At 57.0% G+C, this 17,003-nt stretch carries 17 protein-coding genes; 13 read left to right on the top strand and 4 right to left on the bottom strand.

The window, feature by feature from the left end:
* Positions 1-134: 134 nt before the first annotated feature.
* Positions 135-824, bottom strand: coding sequence for a hypothetical protein (locus tag KHA73_RS16750; protein ID WP_234585512.1), 690 nt, complete (start codon positions 822-824; stop codon positions 135-137).
* A 775-nt stretch (positions 825-1,599) separates the two neighbouring features.
* Between KHA73_RS16750 and yfcE the strand changes: the two genes are divergently transcribed.
* Both yfcE and yfcD read left to right on the top strand, forming a co-directional pair.
* Entirely contained in the window at positions 1,600-2,151 is a 552-nt protein-coding gene (yfcE, locus tag KHA73_RS16745) for a phosphodiesterase (protein WP_234585511.1), read from the top strand.
* 92 nt (positions 2,152-2,243) lie between these two features.
* Positions 2,244-2,801: an NUDIX hydrolase YfcD gene (yfcD, locus tag KHA73_RS16740; RefSeq protein WP_234585510.1), complete on the top strand. Its 558-nt coding sequence runs from the start codon at positions 2,244-2,246 to the stop codon at positions 2,799-2,801.
* A 57-nt stretch (positions 2,802-2,858) separates the two neighbouring features.
* On the opposite strand, the gene KHA73_RS16735 is transcribed toward yfcD, so the two are convergent.
* A complete protein-coding gene (locus KHA73_RS16735; RefSeq protein ID WP_234585509.1) occupies positions 2,859-3,878 on the bottom strand; it encodes a LacI family DNA-binding transcriptional regulator in 1,020 nt (339 codons plus the stop codon).
* Positions 3,879-4,196: 318 nt separating this feature from the next.
* On the opposite strand from KHA73_RS16735, the gene KHA73_RS16730 reads away from it, so the two are divergent.
* The 7 genes from KHA73_RS16730 to KHA73_RS16700 all read left to right on the top strand — a co-directional run bounded on the left by KHA73_RS16730 (position 4,197) and on the right by KHA73_RS16700 (position 9,416).
* Complete coding sequence (locus KHA73_RS16730) at positions 4,197-4,640, top strand: PTS sugar transporter subunit IIA (protein WP_234585508.1); 444 nt, start codon at positions 4,197-4,199, stop codon at positions 4,638-4,640.
* 93 nt (positions 4,641-4,733) lie between these two features.
* Positions 4,734-5,015 carry a PTS sugar transporter subunit IIB gene (locus KHA73_RS16725; RefSeq protein WP_234585507.1) on the top strand — a complete coding sequence of 94 codons (282 nt, stop codon included), beginning with the start codon at positions 4,734-4,736 and terminating at the stop codon, positions 5,013-5,015.
* 23 nt (positions 5,016-5,038) lie between these two features.
* Positions 5,039-6,418 carry a PTS ascorbate transporter subunit IIC gene (locus KHA73_RS16720; RefSeq protein ID WP_234585506.1) on the top strand — a complete coding sequence of 460 codons (1,380 nt, stop codon included), beginning with the start codon at positions 5,039-5,041 and terminating at the stop codon, positions 6,416-6,418.
* A gap of 14 nt (positions 6,419-6,432) precedes the next feature.
* Positions 6,433-7,278: a transketolase gene (locus KHA73_RS16715; protein WP_234585505.1), complete on the top strand. Its 846-nt coding sequence runs from the start codon at positions 6,433-6,435 to the stop codon at positions 7,276-7,278.
* Positions 7,271-8,224, top strand: coding sequence for a transketolase family protein (locus KHA73_RS16710; protein WP_234585504.1), 954 nt, complete (start codon positions 7,271-7,273; stop codon positions 8,222-8,224). Before KHA73_RS16715 ends, KHA73_RS16710 begins: the two co-directional genes overlap by 8 nt.
* Before the next feature lie 224 nt (positions 8,225-8,448).
* Positions 8,449-8,991, top strand: a complete 543-nt coding sequence (locus KHA73_RS16705; RefSeq protein ID WP_234585503.1) for a hypothetical protein — start codon at positions 8,449-8,451, stop codon at positions 8,989-8,991.
* Complete coding sequence (locus tag KHA73_RS16700; protein ID WP_234585502.1) at positions 8,988-9,416, top strand: putative T6SS immunity periplasmic lipoprotein; 429 nt, start codon at positions 8,988-8,990, stop codon at positions 9,414-9,416. The genes KHA73_RS16705 and KHA73_RS16700 overlap by 4 nt, the downstream gene beginning before the upstream one ends.
* A gap of 69 nt (positions 9,417-9,485) precedes the next feature.
* Here KHA73_RS16700 and pta read toward each other — a convergent pair whose 3' ends face one another.
* Entirely contained in the window at positions 9,486-11,642 is a 2,157-nt protein-coding gene (pta, locus tag KHA73_RS16695) for a phosphate acetyltransferase (RefSeq protein ID WP_234585501.1), read from the bottom strand.
* A gap of 73 nt (positions 11,643-11,715) precedes the next feature.
* Positions 11,716-12,918 carry an acetate kinase gene (gene ackA, locus KHA73_RS16690; RefSeq protein ID WP_234585500.1) on the bottom strand — a complete coding sequence of 401 codons (1,203 nt, stop codon included), beginning with the start codon at positions 12,916-12,918 and terminating at the stop codon, positions 11,716-11,718.
* Between the two features lie 358 nt (positions 12,919-13,276).
* Here ackA and yfbV point away from each other — a divergent pair, with 358 nt between their 5' ends.
* From yfbV to KHA73_RS16670, 4 genes are all read left to right on the top strand, one after another.
* Positions 13,277-13,732: a terminus macrodomain insulation protein YfbV gene (gene yfbV, locus KHA73_RS16685; RefSeq protein WP_234585499.1), complete on the top strand. Its 456-nt coding sequence runs from the start codon at positions 13,277-13,279 to the stop codon at positions 13,730-13,732.
* 143 nt (positions 13,733-13,875) lie between these two features.
* On the top strand, positions 13,876-14,370 hold the full coding sequence (locus KHA73_RS16680; RefSeq protein WP_234585498.1) for a YfbU family protein: 495 nt from the start codon (positions 13,876-13,878) through the stop codon (positions 14,368-14,370).
* A 17-nt stretch (positions 14,371-14,387) separates the two neighbouring features.
* Positions 14,388-15,044 (top strand): sugar phosphatase, encoded by a 657-nt coding sequence (locus KHA73_RS16675; RefSeq protein ID WP_234585497.1) that lies wholly within the window; start codon positions 14,388-14,390, stop codon positions 15,042-15,044.
* A 59-nt stretch (positions 15,045-15,103) separates the two neighbouring features.
* On the top strand, positions 15,104-16,975 hold the full coding sequence (locus KHA73_RS16670; RefSeq protein ID WP_261081285.1) for an SLC13 family permease: 1,872 nt from the start codon (positions 15,104-15,106) through the stop codon (positions 16,973-16,975).
* Positions 16,976-17,003: the final 28 nt, after the last annotated feature.

Raw genomic sequence — 17,003 nt, 5'->3', positions numbered from 1 at the left:
GACGATAGCCCAAAGAAGAGTGAGATAAAAACCAGAGTTTGGGAACACTGAAACGAAAATAACTCCGCCAACAATAATGAGTACGATAGGGATTAGGTAAGCGAACGAGTTACCCAGCCAATCAATTAACCACTTCATTTTGTGAGAATCTTGTTCATTAGGAAAATTATTTCTTCTTCATCACTAGAACCTGAATTAGTCAGGTAGATGATCTTGTTCATTTCTGGCTCGATCATAAAATACAACAACTCTAGGTTTTCTTTGTAGAGAGCTGCGTAATAGTTAGGATCTGAAAATTGAAGTTTTCTAGCAGATAGTGCAGCTTTTTGCATTTTTCCATAGAAGCTTAAAACGTTTACGGCAACTAAACTACTTTTATTGATGATGTTAATATGTGATTCTTTGAAATCCTGGGATTCAGTAATTAGTTTTGCGATCGTATAGGCAACTGACAATTTTGAAAACTTTTCTGAGGCATGGTTAGCAAGTTTTTCAATGATGGTTTGCATAACCTTATTCTGACCTGGGCTGCTGATCCTACTGAGTTTTATCTTAAAATAGATTTCCACCATATCAAGTACTACATCTTTACGCTGGTATAACTGCCGTATCGATAACAACATGCGGGTATCTTCTTGTCTCAACTGCCGGCATACGTCTTTGTAGTCATCAAACAAACAGGAACCATACCAACTTGCTCGCTCGGTTCCAGACCTAACACTCTGTACAATACTGGTAGTGTCTTTCTTTAACTGTACAAGGGATCTCTCAATACTTAGGGCAATGGCTTGGTCTGCTTGCATCTTTAACTTGAGATAGGACATGCGTTATCACTTCCTTTGATGTAGAATCCATTAGGTGATTATATATTGAACAGTAAATAATGCAAGGATGACCAATGAAGAGAGCAATTGCATATATCGTATTGACTCTGATCTACTTTGTAGTACTGACTGAAGTAGTTTTCAGGCGTCTATCAGAGGACACATACTTAAAGGTGGCGAAGATCTCAAACCCATTAGGTTTAATGAGTTCATCGTTTGACTCTCTAATTGCCATGCTCATTTTACTTTCGATCGTTATTTCTTGGATAACAATCTATCTTTTCTCAAAGTTTAGAGTTTGATCGCATAATAAGGTCCGGTGTACTAATAAAGGGCGTCACCCAAAGTAATGTATTAGTACACCGGACAAACCAACCCTATGCTTATGGAAATATTTCTAACTCTGATTCGCCTGGACACGATCCATATCCACCTAAAGATACTAACTGACTGAAAAGGAGCTAAATTGGCTCCTTTTATTGGGTTCGTGTTCGGGAGGAAAATGTTGCAATTGACAGGTCAATCATGTTGCCTCCTGCGGTAAGGTGATCTGCAATTCATTGCACGTTGCTGCGGTCTTCGCCGCGCACAAAGGTATTTCAGAGATCTAACTATAGGGATACCAACAATAGCAGCTAAGAATAGCAGGCTATGTGAGATTCGTCCGATGCTATCTGTACGCGCCGTAGCATAATTTTTTCCAGGCGTGGCTGCGGCTTGCCGCGCGGCGGAGGCAGGGTAAAATAGCGGTTATTTCCCTGCTAAGGACAAGGTTATGAAACTGATGTTCGTCTCCGACATTCATGGGTCGCTGCCCGCCGCCGAACGGGTGCTGGAGCGTTTTGAACAAAGCGCCGCCGATTGGCTGATTCTTCTGGGTGATTTGCTGAATCACGGCCCGCGCAACGCGCTGCCTGTGGGCTATCGGCCGGCTCAGGTTGCCGAACAGTTGAATCGCTATAGCGACAAGATCATCGCCGTTCGCGGCAATTGCGACAGCGAAGTTGATCAAATGTTACTGAACTTCCCGATCACGGCCCCTTGGCAACAGGTGCTGTTGCAAAAAAGACGATTGTTTTTAACCCACGGTCACCTTTATCATCCCTCGGCACTGCCGCCGTTGTCTTCCGGCGATGTTTTGGTCTATGGCCATACGCATCTGCCGCAGGCGGAGCGGCGGGGGAATATTTACTGCTTTAATCCGGGGTCGGTCAGCATTCCCAAAGGGGGCTTTCCGGCCAGTTATGGCATACTGGATCTGGGCATTTTGAGTGTGGTCACGCTCGATGGCGGCAAGGCTGTTGCAGAGGTGGCGTTAACGCACTAATTTATACACACACACAATAAAAATCTTTGAAAAATACTCATTGATTAACCAGCGCGCGGGATGCATCGCGCCAAAATAGAAGGTTTTAGAGGATGGCGGAACAGGGTCAGGCTGCAGATACCGAGTGGGTTGATATCGTCGACGAGCACAACGAGGTGGTTGCTCAATCCAGTCGTCAACAGATGCGGGCTCAACGGCTGCGTCATCGTGCTACCTATATTGTGGTGCATGATGGAATGGGAAAAATTCTGGTGCAGCGTCGCACCGACATCAAGGATTTCTATCCGGGCTGGCTGGACGCCACCGCGGGTGGCGTGGTGCAGAGCGGTGAAAACGTGCTGGATTCGGCGCGCCGCGAAGCGGAAGAAGAGTTGGGGATCGCCGGCGTGCCGTTCGCCGAGCACGGGCTGTTCTACTTCGAAGAAGAACAGTGCCGGGTCTGGGGCGCACTGTTCAGCTGCGTATCGCACGGTCCTTTTGCGCTGCAGGAAGAGGAAGTGGTTGAAGTAAGCTGGCTGACGCCGGAAGAGATCACCGCCCGCTGCGACGAGTTCACGCCAGATTCGCTGAAGGCGCTGTCGCTGTGGCTGACGCGCAATAACGAACAGGCCTATGGCAAACCGCTGCGCGATACCGATGAAAACGCCTGACGCGGCGTTACGCTGAAAATAACCGCCGGTCGATGACCGGCTTTTTTATGCCCGCAATCAGCAGCTGTCGCGGCGGCACAGGGTGGAGGGCAGGGAACCTTCCTGGCGCCAGGGCTCGTCGTTCAGCCGCGCCAGCAATGCCTTGCCGGCCTGAATGCCGATCTCGTGATGCGGGATGGTCATGGTGGTCAGCGGCGGCTGGCACACCTTGCTGAACTCGCCGTTGCCGAAGCCCACCACCGCCAGCTGGTCCGGCACTTTGATGCGCCGCCGCTGGCATTCATACAGCGCGCCGCAGGCCAGCTCGTCCGAGGCGCACACCAGCGCATCCAGCTCCGGCCAGGCCAGCAGAAACTCCGGCAGCTGTTGCGCGCCGGTGCTGAAGCTGGCGGGCTGCGCGGCGTTGATCACCCGATGCGGCGACATATGGTTGCGCAGCAGCGCCTTGTGCCAGCCCTGCAGGTGCTGCTGGAAAATCCATTGCTCCTGATTGGCGCACAGCAGGCCGAGGTTTTGATAGCCGCTGGCGATCACCGTTTGCGTCAGCTGATACATGGCCGCCACGTAATCGATGCCGATATTCATGTCGATCGGATCGGCGCGCATCGCGCCAATCTCCACCACCGGGATGTTGGCGGCAATCAGCGCATTGCGGGTGTTCTGCGAGTGCTCTACGCTGAGCAGCACCGCCGCCGCCAGATTGTAGGAGAGCAGGGTTTCCAGCAGCTTTTCCTCGCGCTCCAGATGGTGCTGCGACTCGGCCAGCATGATCTGGTAGCCCGCCGGTTGCAGCACCCGCTGCAGCCCGGCGAACATGTCGGCGCAGCCGGACTCGGACAGGCTGGGCACCACCATGGCGATGGTATAGGACGAGGCCGACGCCAGCGAACTGGCGGCGAGGTTGGGCAGATAGCCCAGTTCGCTGACTGCCGCTTCGATCTTTTCCCTCAGCTTGTCTGATACCTGCTCCGGCGTGCGTAATGCTCGCGAGACGGTCATGGTACCGACGCCCGCCAGCTGCGCCACGTCGGCCAGCGTCACTCTTCCTGTGCTGCGTCGTTTTTTGCCGATCGACATTCGTAATCCCGACTGAAATGCGCATGCCGCGCATAAAAATTGTGATGATGGGAAGCCGACTGAGCGGCTTCGACGATCCCGGTATGGGATACATTCTAACCCGTTCCCCGGGCCAGCGATAAAAAATTGTGGTTAACGCCATCCCGCGCCCCGGCTTTTTGATAGCGCTATCACAGATCTGCATGATAGAACTTTGGTAGCGCTATCTTTGTGATGTCAATCACAGTGTGCCGCCGGGGCGTTGATTAAAGTTTTAGCGTCGCCGGTGGAATAATCACCGGTCGGCGCCCATAACAATCGGATGACCAGGGGGACGAGGTGCTGAAAGACTGGCTGACCGCCGACCATATTCAATTACGCGAACGGGTGGAAGACTGGCGGCAGGCGGTAACGCTGAGCGCCCAGCCGCTGCTGCAACGCAATATCATCACGCCGGATTATCTGACGGCGATTTTTCGGCAGCATGCGGCGCTGGGGCCGTATTTCGTGCTGGCGCCGGGCATCGCCATGCCGCACGCCCGGCCGGAAGAGGGCGCTAACGCGCTGGGGCTGTCGTTGCTGAAAATCCATCAGGGCGTACCTTTCCATTCCGAGGATAACGATCCGGTGCAGCTGGTGGTGATGCTCTCCGCGCCCGACAGCAGCAGCCATATTGAACTGATCTCCCAACTGGCGGAGTTGTTTTCGGATAATCAGGCGATGGGCGCCTTATTTCAGGCGCAAGATAAACAACAGATCGAGGATATTATTGCCCGCTATTAATTTTTAATCACCAGGCCAAAGAATGACGTCTTACTCCGTCAGATTTATTTCTGGCGGCGCTACCCTACATGAAAAATTTAACAGGTGAATATAATGAAAATCATGGCGATTTGCGGTTCCGGTCTTGGCAGCAGTTTTATGGTGGAAATGAACATTAAAAAGGTGCTGAAAAAAATGGCGATAGAAGCCGAGGTCGAACACTCGGATCTTTCCTCCGCCACGCCGGGCGCCGCCGATATTTTCGTGATGGCGAAGGACATCGCCGACAGCGCCAGCGTGCCGGCGGACCAGCTGGTGGTCATCAGCAATATCATCGACATCAATGAGCTGGAAGCCAAGCTACGCGCTTACTTTGAAGCCCATTCAATTATCTGATTAAACCGATTGGCGAGGTGGATATGTTTATCCAGGAAACGCTTAAATTTGTAGTCGATATATTAAAGGTGCCTTCAGTGCTGGTCGGCCTTATTGCCCTGATCGGTTTGCTGGCGCAAAAGAAATCATTTTCCGACGTAGTGAAAGGCACGGTAAAAACCATTCTCGGCTTTATCGTGTTGGGCGGCGGCGCCACCGTGCTGGTGGGATCGCTGAATCCGCTCGGCGGCATGTTCGAACACGCCTTCAATATTCAGGGCATCATTCCGAATAACGAAGCGATAGTCTCCATCGCGCTGGAGAAATACGGCGCTTCCACCGCGTTGATCATGGCGTTCGGCATGGTGGCGAACATCGTGGTGGCGCGCTTTACCCGGCTGAAATACATCTTCCTGACCGGCCATCACACCTTCTACATGGCCTGCATGATCGGCATCATCCTGACGGTGGCGGGCTTTGAAGGCGTGCAGCTGGTGTTTACCGGCGCGCTGACGCTGGGGCTGATCATGGCGTTCTTCCCGGCGATCGCTCAGCGCTATATGCGCCGCATCACCGGCAACGACGACATCGCCTTCGGCCATTTCGGCACCCTGGGCTATGTGCTGTCCGGTTGGATCGGTTCGAAGGTTGGCAAAAACTCGCGCTCCACCGAGGAAATGAACCTGCCGAAAAACCTCAGCTTCCTGCGCGACAGCTCCATTTCCATCTCGATGACCATGATTGTGATCTACCTGATCCTGGCGATCTGCGCCGGGCGCGCCTACGTCGAAAGTCAGCTCAGCGGCGGCCAGAACTATCTGGTGTATTCGATTATTCAGGCCATCACCTTCGCCGCCGGGGTGTTCATCATCTTGCAGGGCGTGCGTCTGATCCTGGCGGAAATCGTGCCGGCGTTTACCGGCTTTTCGGAAAAACTGGTGCCTAACGCGCGGCCGGCGCTGGACTGCCCGGTGGTTTATCCCTACGCCCCCAACGCGGTGCTGATCGGCTTTCTGTTCAGCTTCCTCGGCGGCCTGGCCGGGTTGTTCCTGCTGGGGCAACTGAAGATGGTGCTGATCCTGCCCGGCGTGGTGCCCCACTTCTTCACCGGCGCCACCGCCGGAGTGTTCGGCAACGCCACCGGCGGGCGCCGCGGCGCGATGCTGGGTGCCTTCGCCAACGGGCTGTTGATCACTTTCCTGCCGGTGCTGCTGCTGCCGGTGTTGGGAGCGCTGGGCTTCGCCAACACCACCTTCTCCGACGCCGACTTCGGCGTGGTGGGCATCCTGTTGGGCAACATGGCGCGCTTTATGTCGAAAGAAATGATCATGCTGGCGATTGTCGCCCTGTTCGCGCTGCTGGTGGCGCACAACTTCCTGGGAAAACGCAAAAGCGCGCCTGCCGCCGACCGCGTTGAAAAATAAGCGAGGGCTGTCTGATGAGTCACACAAGCACGGAAATTGAAGAGCTGCGCACGTTGGCGCGCGATATTCGCCTGGAAACGCTGAAGGCGCTGACCGGGCTGGGTTTTGGCCACTACGGCGGCTGCATGTCGGTGGTGGAAACGCTGGCAGTGCTGTACGGCGGCGTGATGCGCATCGATCCGGCGGACCCGGACTGGCCGGAGCGCGACTACTTTGTGTTGTCGAAGGGCCACGCCGGCCCGGCGCTGTACAGCACGCTGGCAATCAAGGGGTATTTCCCGCAGGCGGAGCTGAAAACGCTCAACCAGAACGGTACCCGGCTGCCGAGCCACCCGGACCGGCTGCGCACCCGTGGGGTGGACGCCACCACCGGGTCGCTGGGGCAGGGCGTGTCCATCGCCGCGGGCATGGCGCTGTCGCACCGGTTGGCGGGGCGACGCAATCGGGTATTCAGCATCCTCGGCGACGGTGAGCTGAACGAAGGACAGTGCTGGGAAGCCTTCCAGTTTATTGCCCACCACAACCTGAATAACCTGACGCTGTTTATCGATTACAACAAGCAGCAGCTGGATGGACAGCTGGATGAGGTGATTAAGCCGTTTGACCTGGCCGGCAAGTTCCGCGCTTTCGGTTTTGAAGTGCAGACCATCAAAGGCGACGACATCGCTGCATTGCGCGAGGCGGTTTCGCCGGTGCGTGGCGGCGATCAGCGGCCGCTGGTGGTGATCCTCGACAGCATCAAGGGGCAGGGCGTGAGCTATCTGGAGAACCTGCAGAACTCGCATCACCTGCGCCTGACGCCGGACGTGCAGCAGGAAATCGAAAAAGCCATCGCCGAACTGGAGGCCGACCATGTTTAACGTAGTAACCGAGCTGGAAAACGACGCTATAGAGATGCGCAAAGTGTACGCCGGCATGGTGCGCCGGCAAATTGAGGCGGATACGCCGATCATCGCGCTGGAAGCGGATCTGATGAGTTCGATGGCGATGGACGGGGTGCACAAGGACCATCCGCGGCACGTGATCAACTGCGGCATCATGGAGGCCAACGTGATTGGCGTTTCCGCCGGGCTGTCGCTCACCGGCCGGGTGCCTTTCGTGCACACCTTCACCGCCTTCGCCAGCCGCCGCTGTTTCGATCAGCTGTTTATGTCGCTGGATTACCAGCGCAACAACGTCAAGGTGATCGCCTCCGACGCCGGGGTAACCGCCTGCCACAACGGCGGCACCCACATGTCGTTCGAAGACATGGGCATCGTGCGCGGCCTGGCGCATTCGGTGGTGCTGGAAGTGACCGACGCCACCATGTTTGCCGATATCCTGCAGCAGCTGATGGATTTGCAAGGCTTCTACTGGGTGCGCACCATCCGCAAGCAGGCGACCCGCATCTATCAGGACGGTTCGCGCTTCACCATCGGCAAGGGCAACCTGCTGCGCGACGGCGACGACATCACGCTGATCGCCAACGGCATCATGGTGGCCGAGGCGCTGAAGGCGGCGCAGATGCTGGAGCAGCAGGGCGTCAGCGCGGCGGTGATCGACATGTTCACCCTCAAGCCTATCGACCGCGACATCATCAAAACCTATGCCGCCAAGACCGGAAAAATCGTCACCTGCGAAAACCACAGTATCCATAACGGCCTGGGTTCGGCGGTGGCCGAGGTGCTGGCGGAAGAATGCCCGGTGCCGATGCGGCGGGTGGGGGTGAAAGAACGTTACGGCCAGGTAGGCACCCAGGCATTTCTGCAGCAGGAGTACGGCCTGACCGCCGAGCATATTCTGGATGCGGCGCAGCAGTTGTTGTAACAGCAGGGCCGGTACTACCGGCCCTCACAGAGTGACTCAAACCTGTTATTACCCGCATGTTGCAATACCCGGAGACGTTTATCAACGCGTTACCGACCGCAAAGTCCCTTAGGGGACTTTTTTGCTTTTCATTGATAAAAAGTTGGTCACTTTTGAGACAAAAAGCGATAATCAGGAAATAAATTCAATAAATACATATTGTTATATTCAAGGAGTGAATAAAGATGATAACAACGATAAGAGGTTCGTTTAGACGGTTGACGCTAAGCGAGATCACCCTGTCCCGTTCTCTCTATAAAAATTCTATCAATTACAGTCTTGTTAAAGTGCATAACGCAGATTATTTCCCCTTTGGTTTGCAGAACGAGGAAACTGCCGTTACGCCTAATGGCGAACTTTATTGGCCTGAAAAGCACTTTAGAGAGGATTTTTCAACAGAAACAACGCAGTACCAATGGTGGTTCATGCATGAAATGGCTCATGTCTGGCAGTATCAAATGGGCATGAATGTCCGGCTGCGGGGAATAATGAGTTGGGCGGTATCTTATAAATATTCGTTGCCTGATTATTACTCGTTAGCTGATTATGGTATGGAAGCGCAAGCCAGCCTTATTGCGGACTACTTCATCCTTTCTCGTTACGGCAGGGAAAGATGGTTTGAGGTAAAACTTATGCAGGGTATTATCGGTCCCGATTTGAAAAGTCGTTATGAGTTTGTTTTGAAAGGATTTCTTCATGACCCCACGGACAGGAAAAACCTGAAATGAGAAAGATCTATACGCTCATCATCATGATGTTGCTCGCCGGCTGCGTGGTCGAGAAGCAACGTTTTTATACAGCAGATATTACTCTGCGGGGGAATGAACTCTGTTTCTCCCTGCCGGAAACGTATCTGGCGCAAAGCGACAGGGTTAGTCTGGTCAGTATCGCTATTGAACAACGGTTGGATAACCAAACGCGTGAGCTCTGGCGCAGAACCAATATGCCGCCAAGTCCTGTTGAGCGGGTGACTCCCGGACAGTGTATCCCTTACTCTTACAACGCCTTTAAGGATAGTGCGCTCTATACCGTGGCAATCAGCACCGTGGAGCCGCAGGATGCCGATTCCAAACGTTTCTGGCAGCGTGATTTCTCTCTAAAAATCAGTAGGGATGGCAGTATCTCGCAGATCATCGTCAGCGCGGAACAGTGAAGTCTGGAAGGGGACGAGTGACATAACAAGGGCCGGCAAAGCCGGCCCTTGTTTTCGTTAGGCGATGAATTACGCCTTGGCGGCGGCGTCAGCCTGGGAGGACTGGATCGCCGTCAGCGCTACGGTATATACGATATCGTCTACCAGTGCACCGCGCGACAGGTCGTTCACCGGCTTGCGCATGCCTTGCAGCATCGGCCCGATGGACACCAGATCGGCGGAACGCTGTACCGCTTTGTAGGTGGTGTTGCCGGTGTTCAAATCCGGGAAGATGAACACGGTAGCCTGGCCGGCGACCGGTGAGTTCGGCGCCTTGGACTTGGCAACGTCGGCCATGATGGCGGCGTCGTACTGCAGCGGGCCGTCGATGATCAGGTCCGGGCGTTTTTCCTGCGCCAGGCGGGTCGCTTCACGCACTTTCTCAACGTCGCTGCCCGCGCCGGAGTTGCCGGTGGAGTAGGAGATCATCGCCACGCGCGGTTCGATGCCGAAGGCGGCGGCGGAATCCGCCGACTGGATGGCGATTTCAGACAGCTGTTCAGCGGTCGGATCCGGGTTGATCGCGCAGTCGCCGTACACCAGAACCTGGTCAGGCAGCAGCATGAAGAACACGGAAGACACCAGCGAGCTGCCCGGTGCGGTTTTGATCAGCTGCAGCGGCGGGCGGATGGTGTTGGCGGTGGTGTGAACCGCGCCGGATACCAGACCGTCGACTTCGCCTTTTTCCAGCATCAGGGTGCCGAGCACCACGTTGTCTTCCAGCTGTTCGCGGGCAACCACTTCGGTCATGCCCTTGCTCTTGCGCAGTTCGACCAGGCGCGGCACGTAGTTTTCACGCACGGCCACCGGATCGACGATCTCGATGCCTTTGCCCAGTTCAACGCCCTGCGCAGCGGCAACGCGCTGGATCTCTTCCGGGTTGCCCAGCAGCACGCATTCCGCAATGCCGCGTTCGGCGCAGATGGCCGCCGCTTTCACGGTACGCGGCTCGTCGCCTTCCGGCAGAACGATGCGCTTGCCGGCTTTGCGCGCCAGCTCGGTCAGCTCGTAGCGGAACGCCGGCGGTGACAGGCGGCGTGAACGCTCGGAGGTGGCGGTCAGCGACTCGATCCACTCGGCGTTGATGTGGCTGGCCACGTAGTTCTGCACTTTCTCGATGCGCTGATGGTCGTCAGACGGCACTTCGAGGTTGAAGCTCTGCAGGCTGAGCGAGGTCTGCCAGGTGTTGGTGTCGACCATAAAGACCGGCAGGCCGGTCTGGAAGGCGCGTTCGCACAGCTTTCTGATCGGCTCGTCGATGGCGTAGCCGCCGGTCAACAGGATGGCGCCGATTTCCACGCCGTTCATCGCCGCCAGACAGGCGGAAACCAGCACGTCAGGGCGGTCTGCGGAGGTCACCAGCAGGGAGCCCGGGCGGAAGTGTTCCAGCATGTGCGGGATGCTGCGCGCGCAGAAGGTCACGGACTTCACGCGGCGGGTCATGATGTCGCCTTCGTTGACCACGCGGGCCTTCAGGTGGCGGGCCATATCGATGGCGCGGGTGGCGATCAGATCGAAGCTCCACGGCACGCAGCCCAGCACCGGCAGCGGGCTGTTGGCGAACAGCTGCGCCGGATCGACGTTGGTGACGCTGGCCTTGGTGGAGTCGTCGAAGATTTCGGACAGGTCAGGACGGGTGCGGCCCTGCTCGTCGACCGGGGCGTTCAGCTTGTTGATGATCACGCCGGTGATGTTTTTGTTCTTGCTGCCGCCGAAGCTGCTGCGCGCCAGTTCGATGCGCTCTTTCAACTGCGCCGGGGAATCGTTGCCCAGCGCCAGCACGAAGACGATTTCCGCATTCAGGGTTTTGGCGATTTCGTAGTTCAGCGCGTTGGCGAACTGATGCTTGCGGGTCGGCACCAGGCCTTCGATCAGCACCACTTCCGCGTCTTTGGTGTTTTCGTGGTAGCGCGCCACGATCTCTTCCATCAGCACGTCCTGCTGGTTGGAGCTCAGCAGGCCCTCAACGTAGCTCATGCGCAGCGGTTCGGCCGCCGGGATGGTGGAGTTGCTGCGGATGATGGTGGTGGTCTGGTCGAGAGAGTCGCCGCCGGTACGCGGCTGGGCGATAGGTTTGAACACGCTCAGACGAACGCCTTGCTGCTCCATGGAGCGGATGACGCCCAGGCTGACGCTGGTCAGGCCGACGCTGGTGCCGGTGGGGATCAACATAATTGTACGTGACACAGAATAGTCCTCTTCACGATTAACATGAGGCTAAAACAACACCGTCAGCCTGGGCTGACGGTGTTTGAGAGCATTACGCGGTCAGGCGGGAAGCGTCCTGCGCGATGACCAATTCTTCGTTGGTCGGGATAACCAGCGCCAGGCGGCTGCCGTCTTTGGTGATGGCGCCGGACTTGCCGAAGCGCGCGGCCATGTTGCGGTCGTGGTCGATTTCGAAGCCCAGCAGGCCCAGTTTGTCGAGGGTCAGCTCACGCACCATACCGGCGTTTTCGCCGATGCCGCCGGTGAAGATCACCGCGTCCAGACGGCCGTCCATCAGCGCGCTGTAGGCGCCGATGTATTTGGCCAGGCGGTGGCAGAATACGTCCATCGCGCGTTTGGCGTCGGCTTTGCTGTCGTAGTTGTCTTCAACATAGCGGCAGTCGCTGGTGACTTCGGTCAGGCCCAGCAGGCCAGACTCTTTGGTCAGCATTTTGTTGATCTGGTCAACGCTCATGCCCAGGGAGTCGTGCAGGTGGAAGATGATCGCCGGATCGATGTCACCGCTGCGGGTGCCCATCACCAGGCCTTCCAGCGGGGTCAGACCCATGGAGGTGTCGACGCACTTGCCGTTGCGCACTGCGGTAACGGAACCGCCGTTGCCCAGGTGGCAGGTGATCACGTTCACTTCTTCAACCGGCTTGTTCAGCATCTTCGCGGCTTCTTGCGTCACGTAGAAGTGGCTGGTGCCGTGCGCGCCGTAGCGGCGAACGCCGTGGTCGCGGTACAGGCTGTACGGCAGGGCGTACAGGTAAGATTCTTCCGGCATGGTCTGGTGGAACGCGGTGTCGAACACGGCAACGTTTTTATCCGCCAGGTTAGGGAAAGATTTCAACGCTTCAGCGATACCGATCAGGTGCGCCGGGTTATGCAGTGGTGCAAAAGGCACCGAATCTTTGATACCCTGCAGGACTTCGTCGTTGATCACGGCGGAGGCGGTAAACTTCTCGCCGCCGTGCACGATGCGGTGGCCGATAGCGGTCAGCTGGGCTGAAAGCTCCGGTTTTTGTGCCAAAATAGTATTAACAATGAAGTTCAGCGCTTCGCTGTGTGCAGCGCCGGCACCCAGAGCGGCTTCGTGTTTGGCGCCGTCCATTTTCCACTTGATGCGGGCTTCAGGCAGGTGGAAACACTCGGCCAAACCGGAGAGGTATTCTTCACCGTTAACGGCATCGATGATGGCGAATTTCAGGGAAGAACTGCCGCAGTTAAGAACCAGTACTAGCTTACTCGACATGGAAGTACCTACTTAATAGTTCGTGTTGTTAAAGAAAACCAAAAAAACACGTGGTGAATTAATCGTCAATCAGACAACAAGCGTAGCGCATAATGCCGTTGACATTTATGATTAACATCATGCGAATTGCACAAATCGCATGATGATGAAAAAACCGATGATTTCTCTGCGGTTTAAATAATCTTGATTTTTATAGGGCTAAAAGTTGACAGAATTCTTGTCATCTTCTACCGGCCAAAAGGCCGGCCTAGGATACCGATAGCCCGTCGCAAACACAAAATAAATTTAAAGCTTCAAATTTTTTAGTATTGTGTGTGCAGCCGCTTTTTATTTTCTTTACGTGAAGTTGAGGTACGCGATGACGAGCAAACCGTCTGGTTCCGTAAGCTGGTTTCAGGTCTTCCAGCGCGGGCAGCATTATATGAAAACCTGGCCGTCAGACAAACGTCTGGCTCCGGTCTTTCCGGAAAACCGCGTTGCGCGTGCCACCCGTTTTGCCATCCGCTTTATGCCGCCGCTGGCGATATTTACCCTGACCTGGCAGATAGCGCTGGGCGGCCAGCTCGGCCCGGCGATCGCCACCGCGCTGTTTGCCTGCAGCCTGCCGATGCAGGGGCTATGGTGGCTGGGCCGCCGCTCGGCGACGCCGTTGCCGCCGACGCTGCTGCAGTGGTTCCACGAAGTGCGCAATAGGCTGGCGGAAGCCGGCCAGGCGGTGGCGCCGGTCGAAGGCACGCCCACCTACCAGACGTTGGCCGATCTGCTGAAACGCGCTTTCAAGCAGCTGGATAAAACCTTCCTCGACGATCTGTGAGCGAAAAAGGCCGCGCTGAGAGCGGCCTTTTTGACGATAGCGCCAATAACCCCGGTTTAAATCAAAGAAGGGTCGAGTTGTGATTTCCTGCGTTATTGCGCTGTGCGATGCTCTGGCCATCATACAGAAACGAGGAAATCCTGATGGAAATGACCCATGCCCAACGGCTGATCCTGTCGAACCAGTATAAGATGATGACCCTGCTGGATCCGGATAACGCCGACCGCTATCGCCGGCTGCAAACCGTTATCGAACGCGGCTTTGGCCTGCAGATGCGCGAGCTGGACCGCGATTTTGGCGAGATGAGCGAAGAGGTGTGCCGCACCATTATCAACGTGATGGAGATGCATCACGCGCTGCAGGTCTCCTGGGGCAACCTGAAAGACCGGCAGGGGCTGGACGAGCGTCGCCTGGCGTTCCTTGGCTTCGACGCCGCCACCGAAGCGCGCTGTTTGAGCTACGTGCGTTTTCTGGTCGGCACCGAGGGGCGCTATACTCACTTCGATTCCGGCAGCCACGGCTTCAACGCCCAAACCAAGATGTGGGACAAATACCAGCGCATGCTGGCAATCTGGCTGTCCTGCCCGCGTCAGTACCATTTGAGCGCCGTCGAGATAGCGCAAATTATCAATGCTTGATGAAAAAGAGGTTTACTGTGGAGTGTAAGGGTTTTCTGTTCGATCTTGATGGCACCCTGGTGGATTCGCTGCCGGCGGTGGAGCGGGCCTGGACGAACTGGGCCAAACGCCGCGGCGTCAACCCGCAGGACGTGCTGGATTTCATTCACGGTAAACAGGCCATAACCTCATTGCGCCACTTTATGCCGGGCGAAAGCGAAGAGGCCATTCAGCGGGAGTTTCAGCTGCTGGAGCAGGTAGAGGCGCAGGATACCGACGGCGTGCGCGCGTTGCCCGGGGCGGCCGCGTTGCTGGCGCGCCTGAATGCGCTCGGCATTCCCTGGGCGATCGTCACCTCGGGTTCGGTCCCGGTGGCCAGCGCACGTCGCCAGGCCGGCGGCCTGCCGCAGCCGGAAGTGTTCATCACCGCCGAGCAGGTGAAACACGGCAAGCCGCAGCCGGATGCTTATCTGCTGGGCGCTGAACGCCTGGGGTTGGCGCCGCAAGACTGCGTGGTGGTGGAAGATGCGCCCGCCGGCATCCTGTCCGGCCTGGCGGCCGGTTGCCAGGTGATCGCGGTCAACGCCCCGGCGGATGCGCCGAAGCTGGAGCAGGTCGATCTGCTGTTGTCTTCGCTGGAGCAGATCGCCGTCAGTAAAAATGATCGGGGCGCTGAGATAAGCCTGCTGAACTGATCGGCGTTATCTTCACCCAAATTGATTAGACCCCGCATCGGCGGGGTTTTTTTGTGCTAATTTTTAAGCCCTTGGACATGTTGCCGGATGAGGCCGTTTTGAACAGCGAATTACTGTGGGTGCTGAGTTTACTGTTGATTGCCATCGTGCTGTTTACCACCAACAAGCTGCGAATGGACGTAGTGGCGCTGTTGGTGATTATCGCCTTCGTGCTGAGCGGCACGCTGAGCCTGCAAGAGGCGACGATAGGGTTCAGCGATCCCAACGTGATTCTGATCGCCGCGCTGTTCGTGATCGGCGAAGGGCTGGTGCGTACCGGCGTAGCCTACCAGGTGGGCGACTGGCTGGTGAAAGTGGCCGGCAGCAGCGAAACCCGCATGCTGATGCTGCTGATGGTGACGGTGACCGGGCTGGGCGCCTTTATGAGCTCGACCGGTGTGGTGGCGATCTTTATTCCAGTGGTGCTTAGCGTGACGGCGCGGATGAAAATTGCGCCGGCGCGGCTGATGATGCCGTTGAGCTTCGCCGGCCTGATCAGCGGCATGATGACGCTGGTGGCGACGCCGCCGAACATGGTGGTGAACAGCGAGCTGGTGCGCGAAGGCATCATTGGATTCGGCTTCTTCGGCGTGACGCCGATTGGCCTGGCGGTGCTGGTGCTGGGCGTGGGTTACATGCTGGTGGCGCGGCGTTGGTTAGGCAACGACGACGGCGGCAAGGCCAGGGAGGTCTGGCAGCGCCGTACCTTCCGCGATCTTATTCGCGACTATAAGCTGACCGGCCGCGCGCGGCGTTTGGCCGTTCGCAGCGCCTCGCCGCTGATTGGCCGTTCGCTGGACGAGCTGCACCTGCGCGCCCGCTATGGCGCCAACGTGGTGGGCATTGAGCGCTGGAAACGCTTCCGGCGGGTGATGGTCAGTGCTTCCGGCAGTACCGAGCTGCGGGAAGGGGACGTGTTGTTGATCGACATGTCCGACAGCCAGGTCGATCTGCGCGAGTTTTGCGGCGAGCAACTGCTGGAGCCGCTGGTGCTGCGCGGCGACTATTTCTCCGAGCAGTCGCGCAACGTCGGTATGGCGGAGGTGACGCTGATCCCCGACTCGGCGCTGTTGGGCAAAAGCCTGCGTGAGGCGGCGTTCCGCAGCCGCTATGACCTGAACGTGGTGGGCATTCGCCGCAACGGCGAGACGCTGGCCGGCAAGTTGGTCGACGAACCGCTGGCGCTGGGCGACATTCTATTGGTGATCGGCGACTGGAAGGCGATACGTCAGCTGCAGGCCAAAACCCACGATTTTATCGTGCTCAACCTGCCTGCCGAGGTAGACGAAGTGGCGCCGGCCATCACCCAGGCGCCGCATGCGCTGTTCTGCCTGGCGCTGATGGTGGCGATGATGCTGACCGATGAAATTCCCAACCCGATCGCCGCCCTGATTGCCTGCCTGCTGATGGGCAAGTTCCGCTGTATCGATATGGAAAGCGCCTATAAATCGATTCACTGGCCAAGCATTATTTTGATCGTCGGCATGATGCCGTTTGCCCAGGCGCTGCAAAAAACCGGCGGGGTAGACCTGATCGTGCAGGGGTTGATGGACGTCGCCGGCGGCGCCGGGCCGCGCGTGATGCTGCTGTGCCTGTTCGTGCTGTGCGCCACCATCGGCCTGTTTATCTCCAACACCGCCACTGCGGTGCTGATGGCGCCGATAGCCATCGCCGCCGCGCGGGAAATGGGCGTATCGCCATACCCGTTCGCCATGATTATCGCCATCGCCGCTTCCGCCGCCTTTATGACGCCGGTGTCGTCGCCGGTCAACACGCTGGTGCTGGGGCCGGGCAACTACAGGTTCGGGGATTTCGTGCGCATCGGCGTGCCCTTCACCCTGCTGGTGATGGCGGTCAGCGTAACGGTGGTGCCCTGGTTATACGGTTTTTGACGGCGCGGCGGTTGCCGCGCCGGCGAGG

Source organism: Serratia entomophila (assembly GCF_021462285.1).
Classification (GTDB): Bacteria; Pseudomonadota; Gammaproteobacteria; order Enterobacterales; family Enterobacteriaceae; genus Serratia; species Serratia entomophila.
Note: the sequence above shows the minus strand (reverse complement) of the source record. Positions and strands in the feature narration are given on the sequence as shown.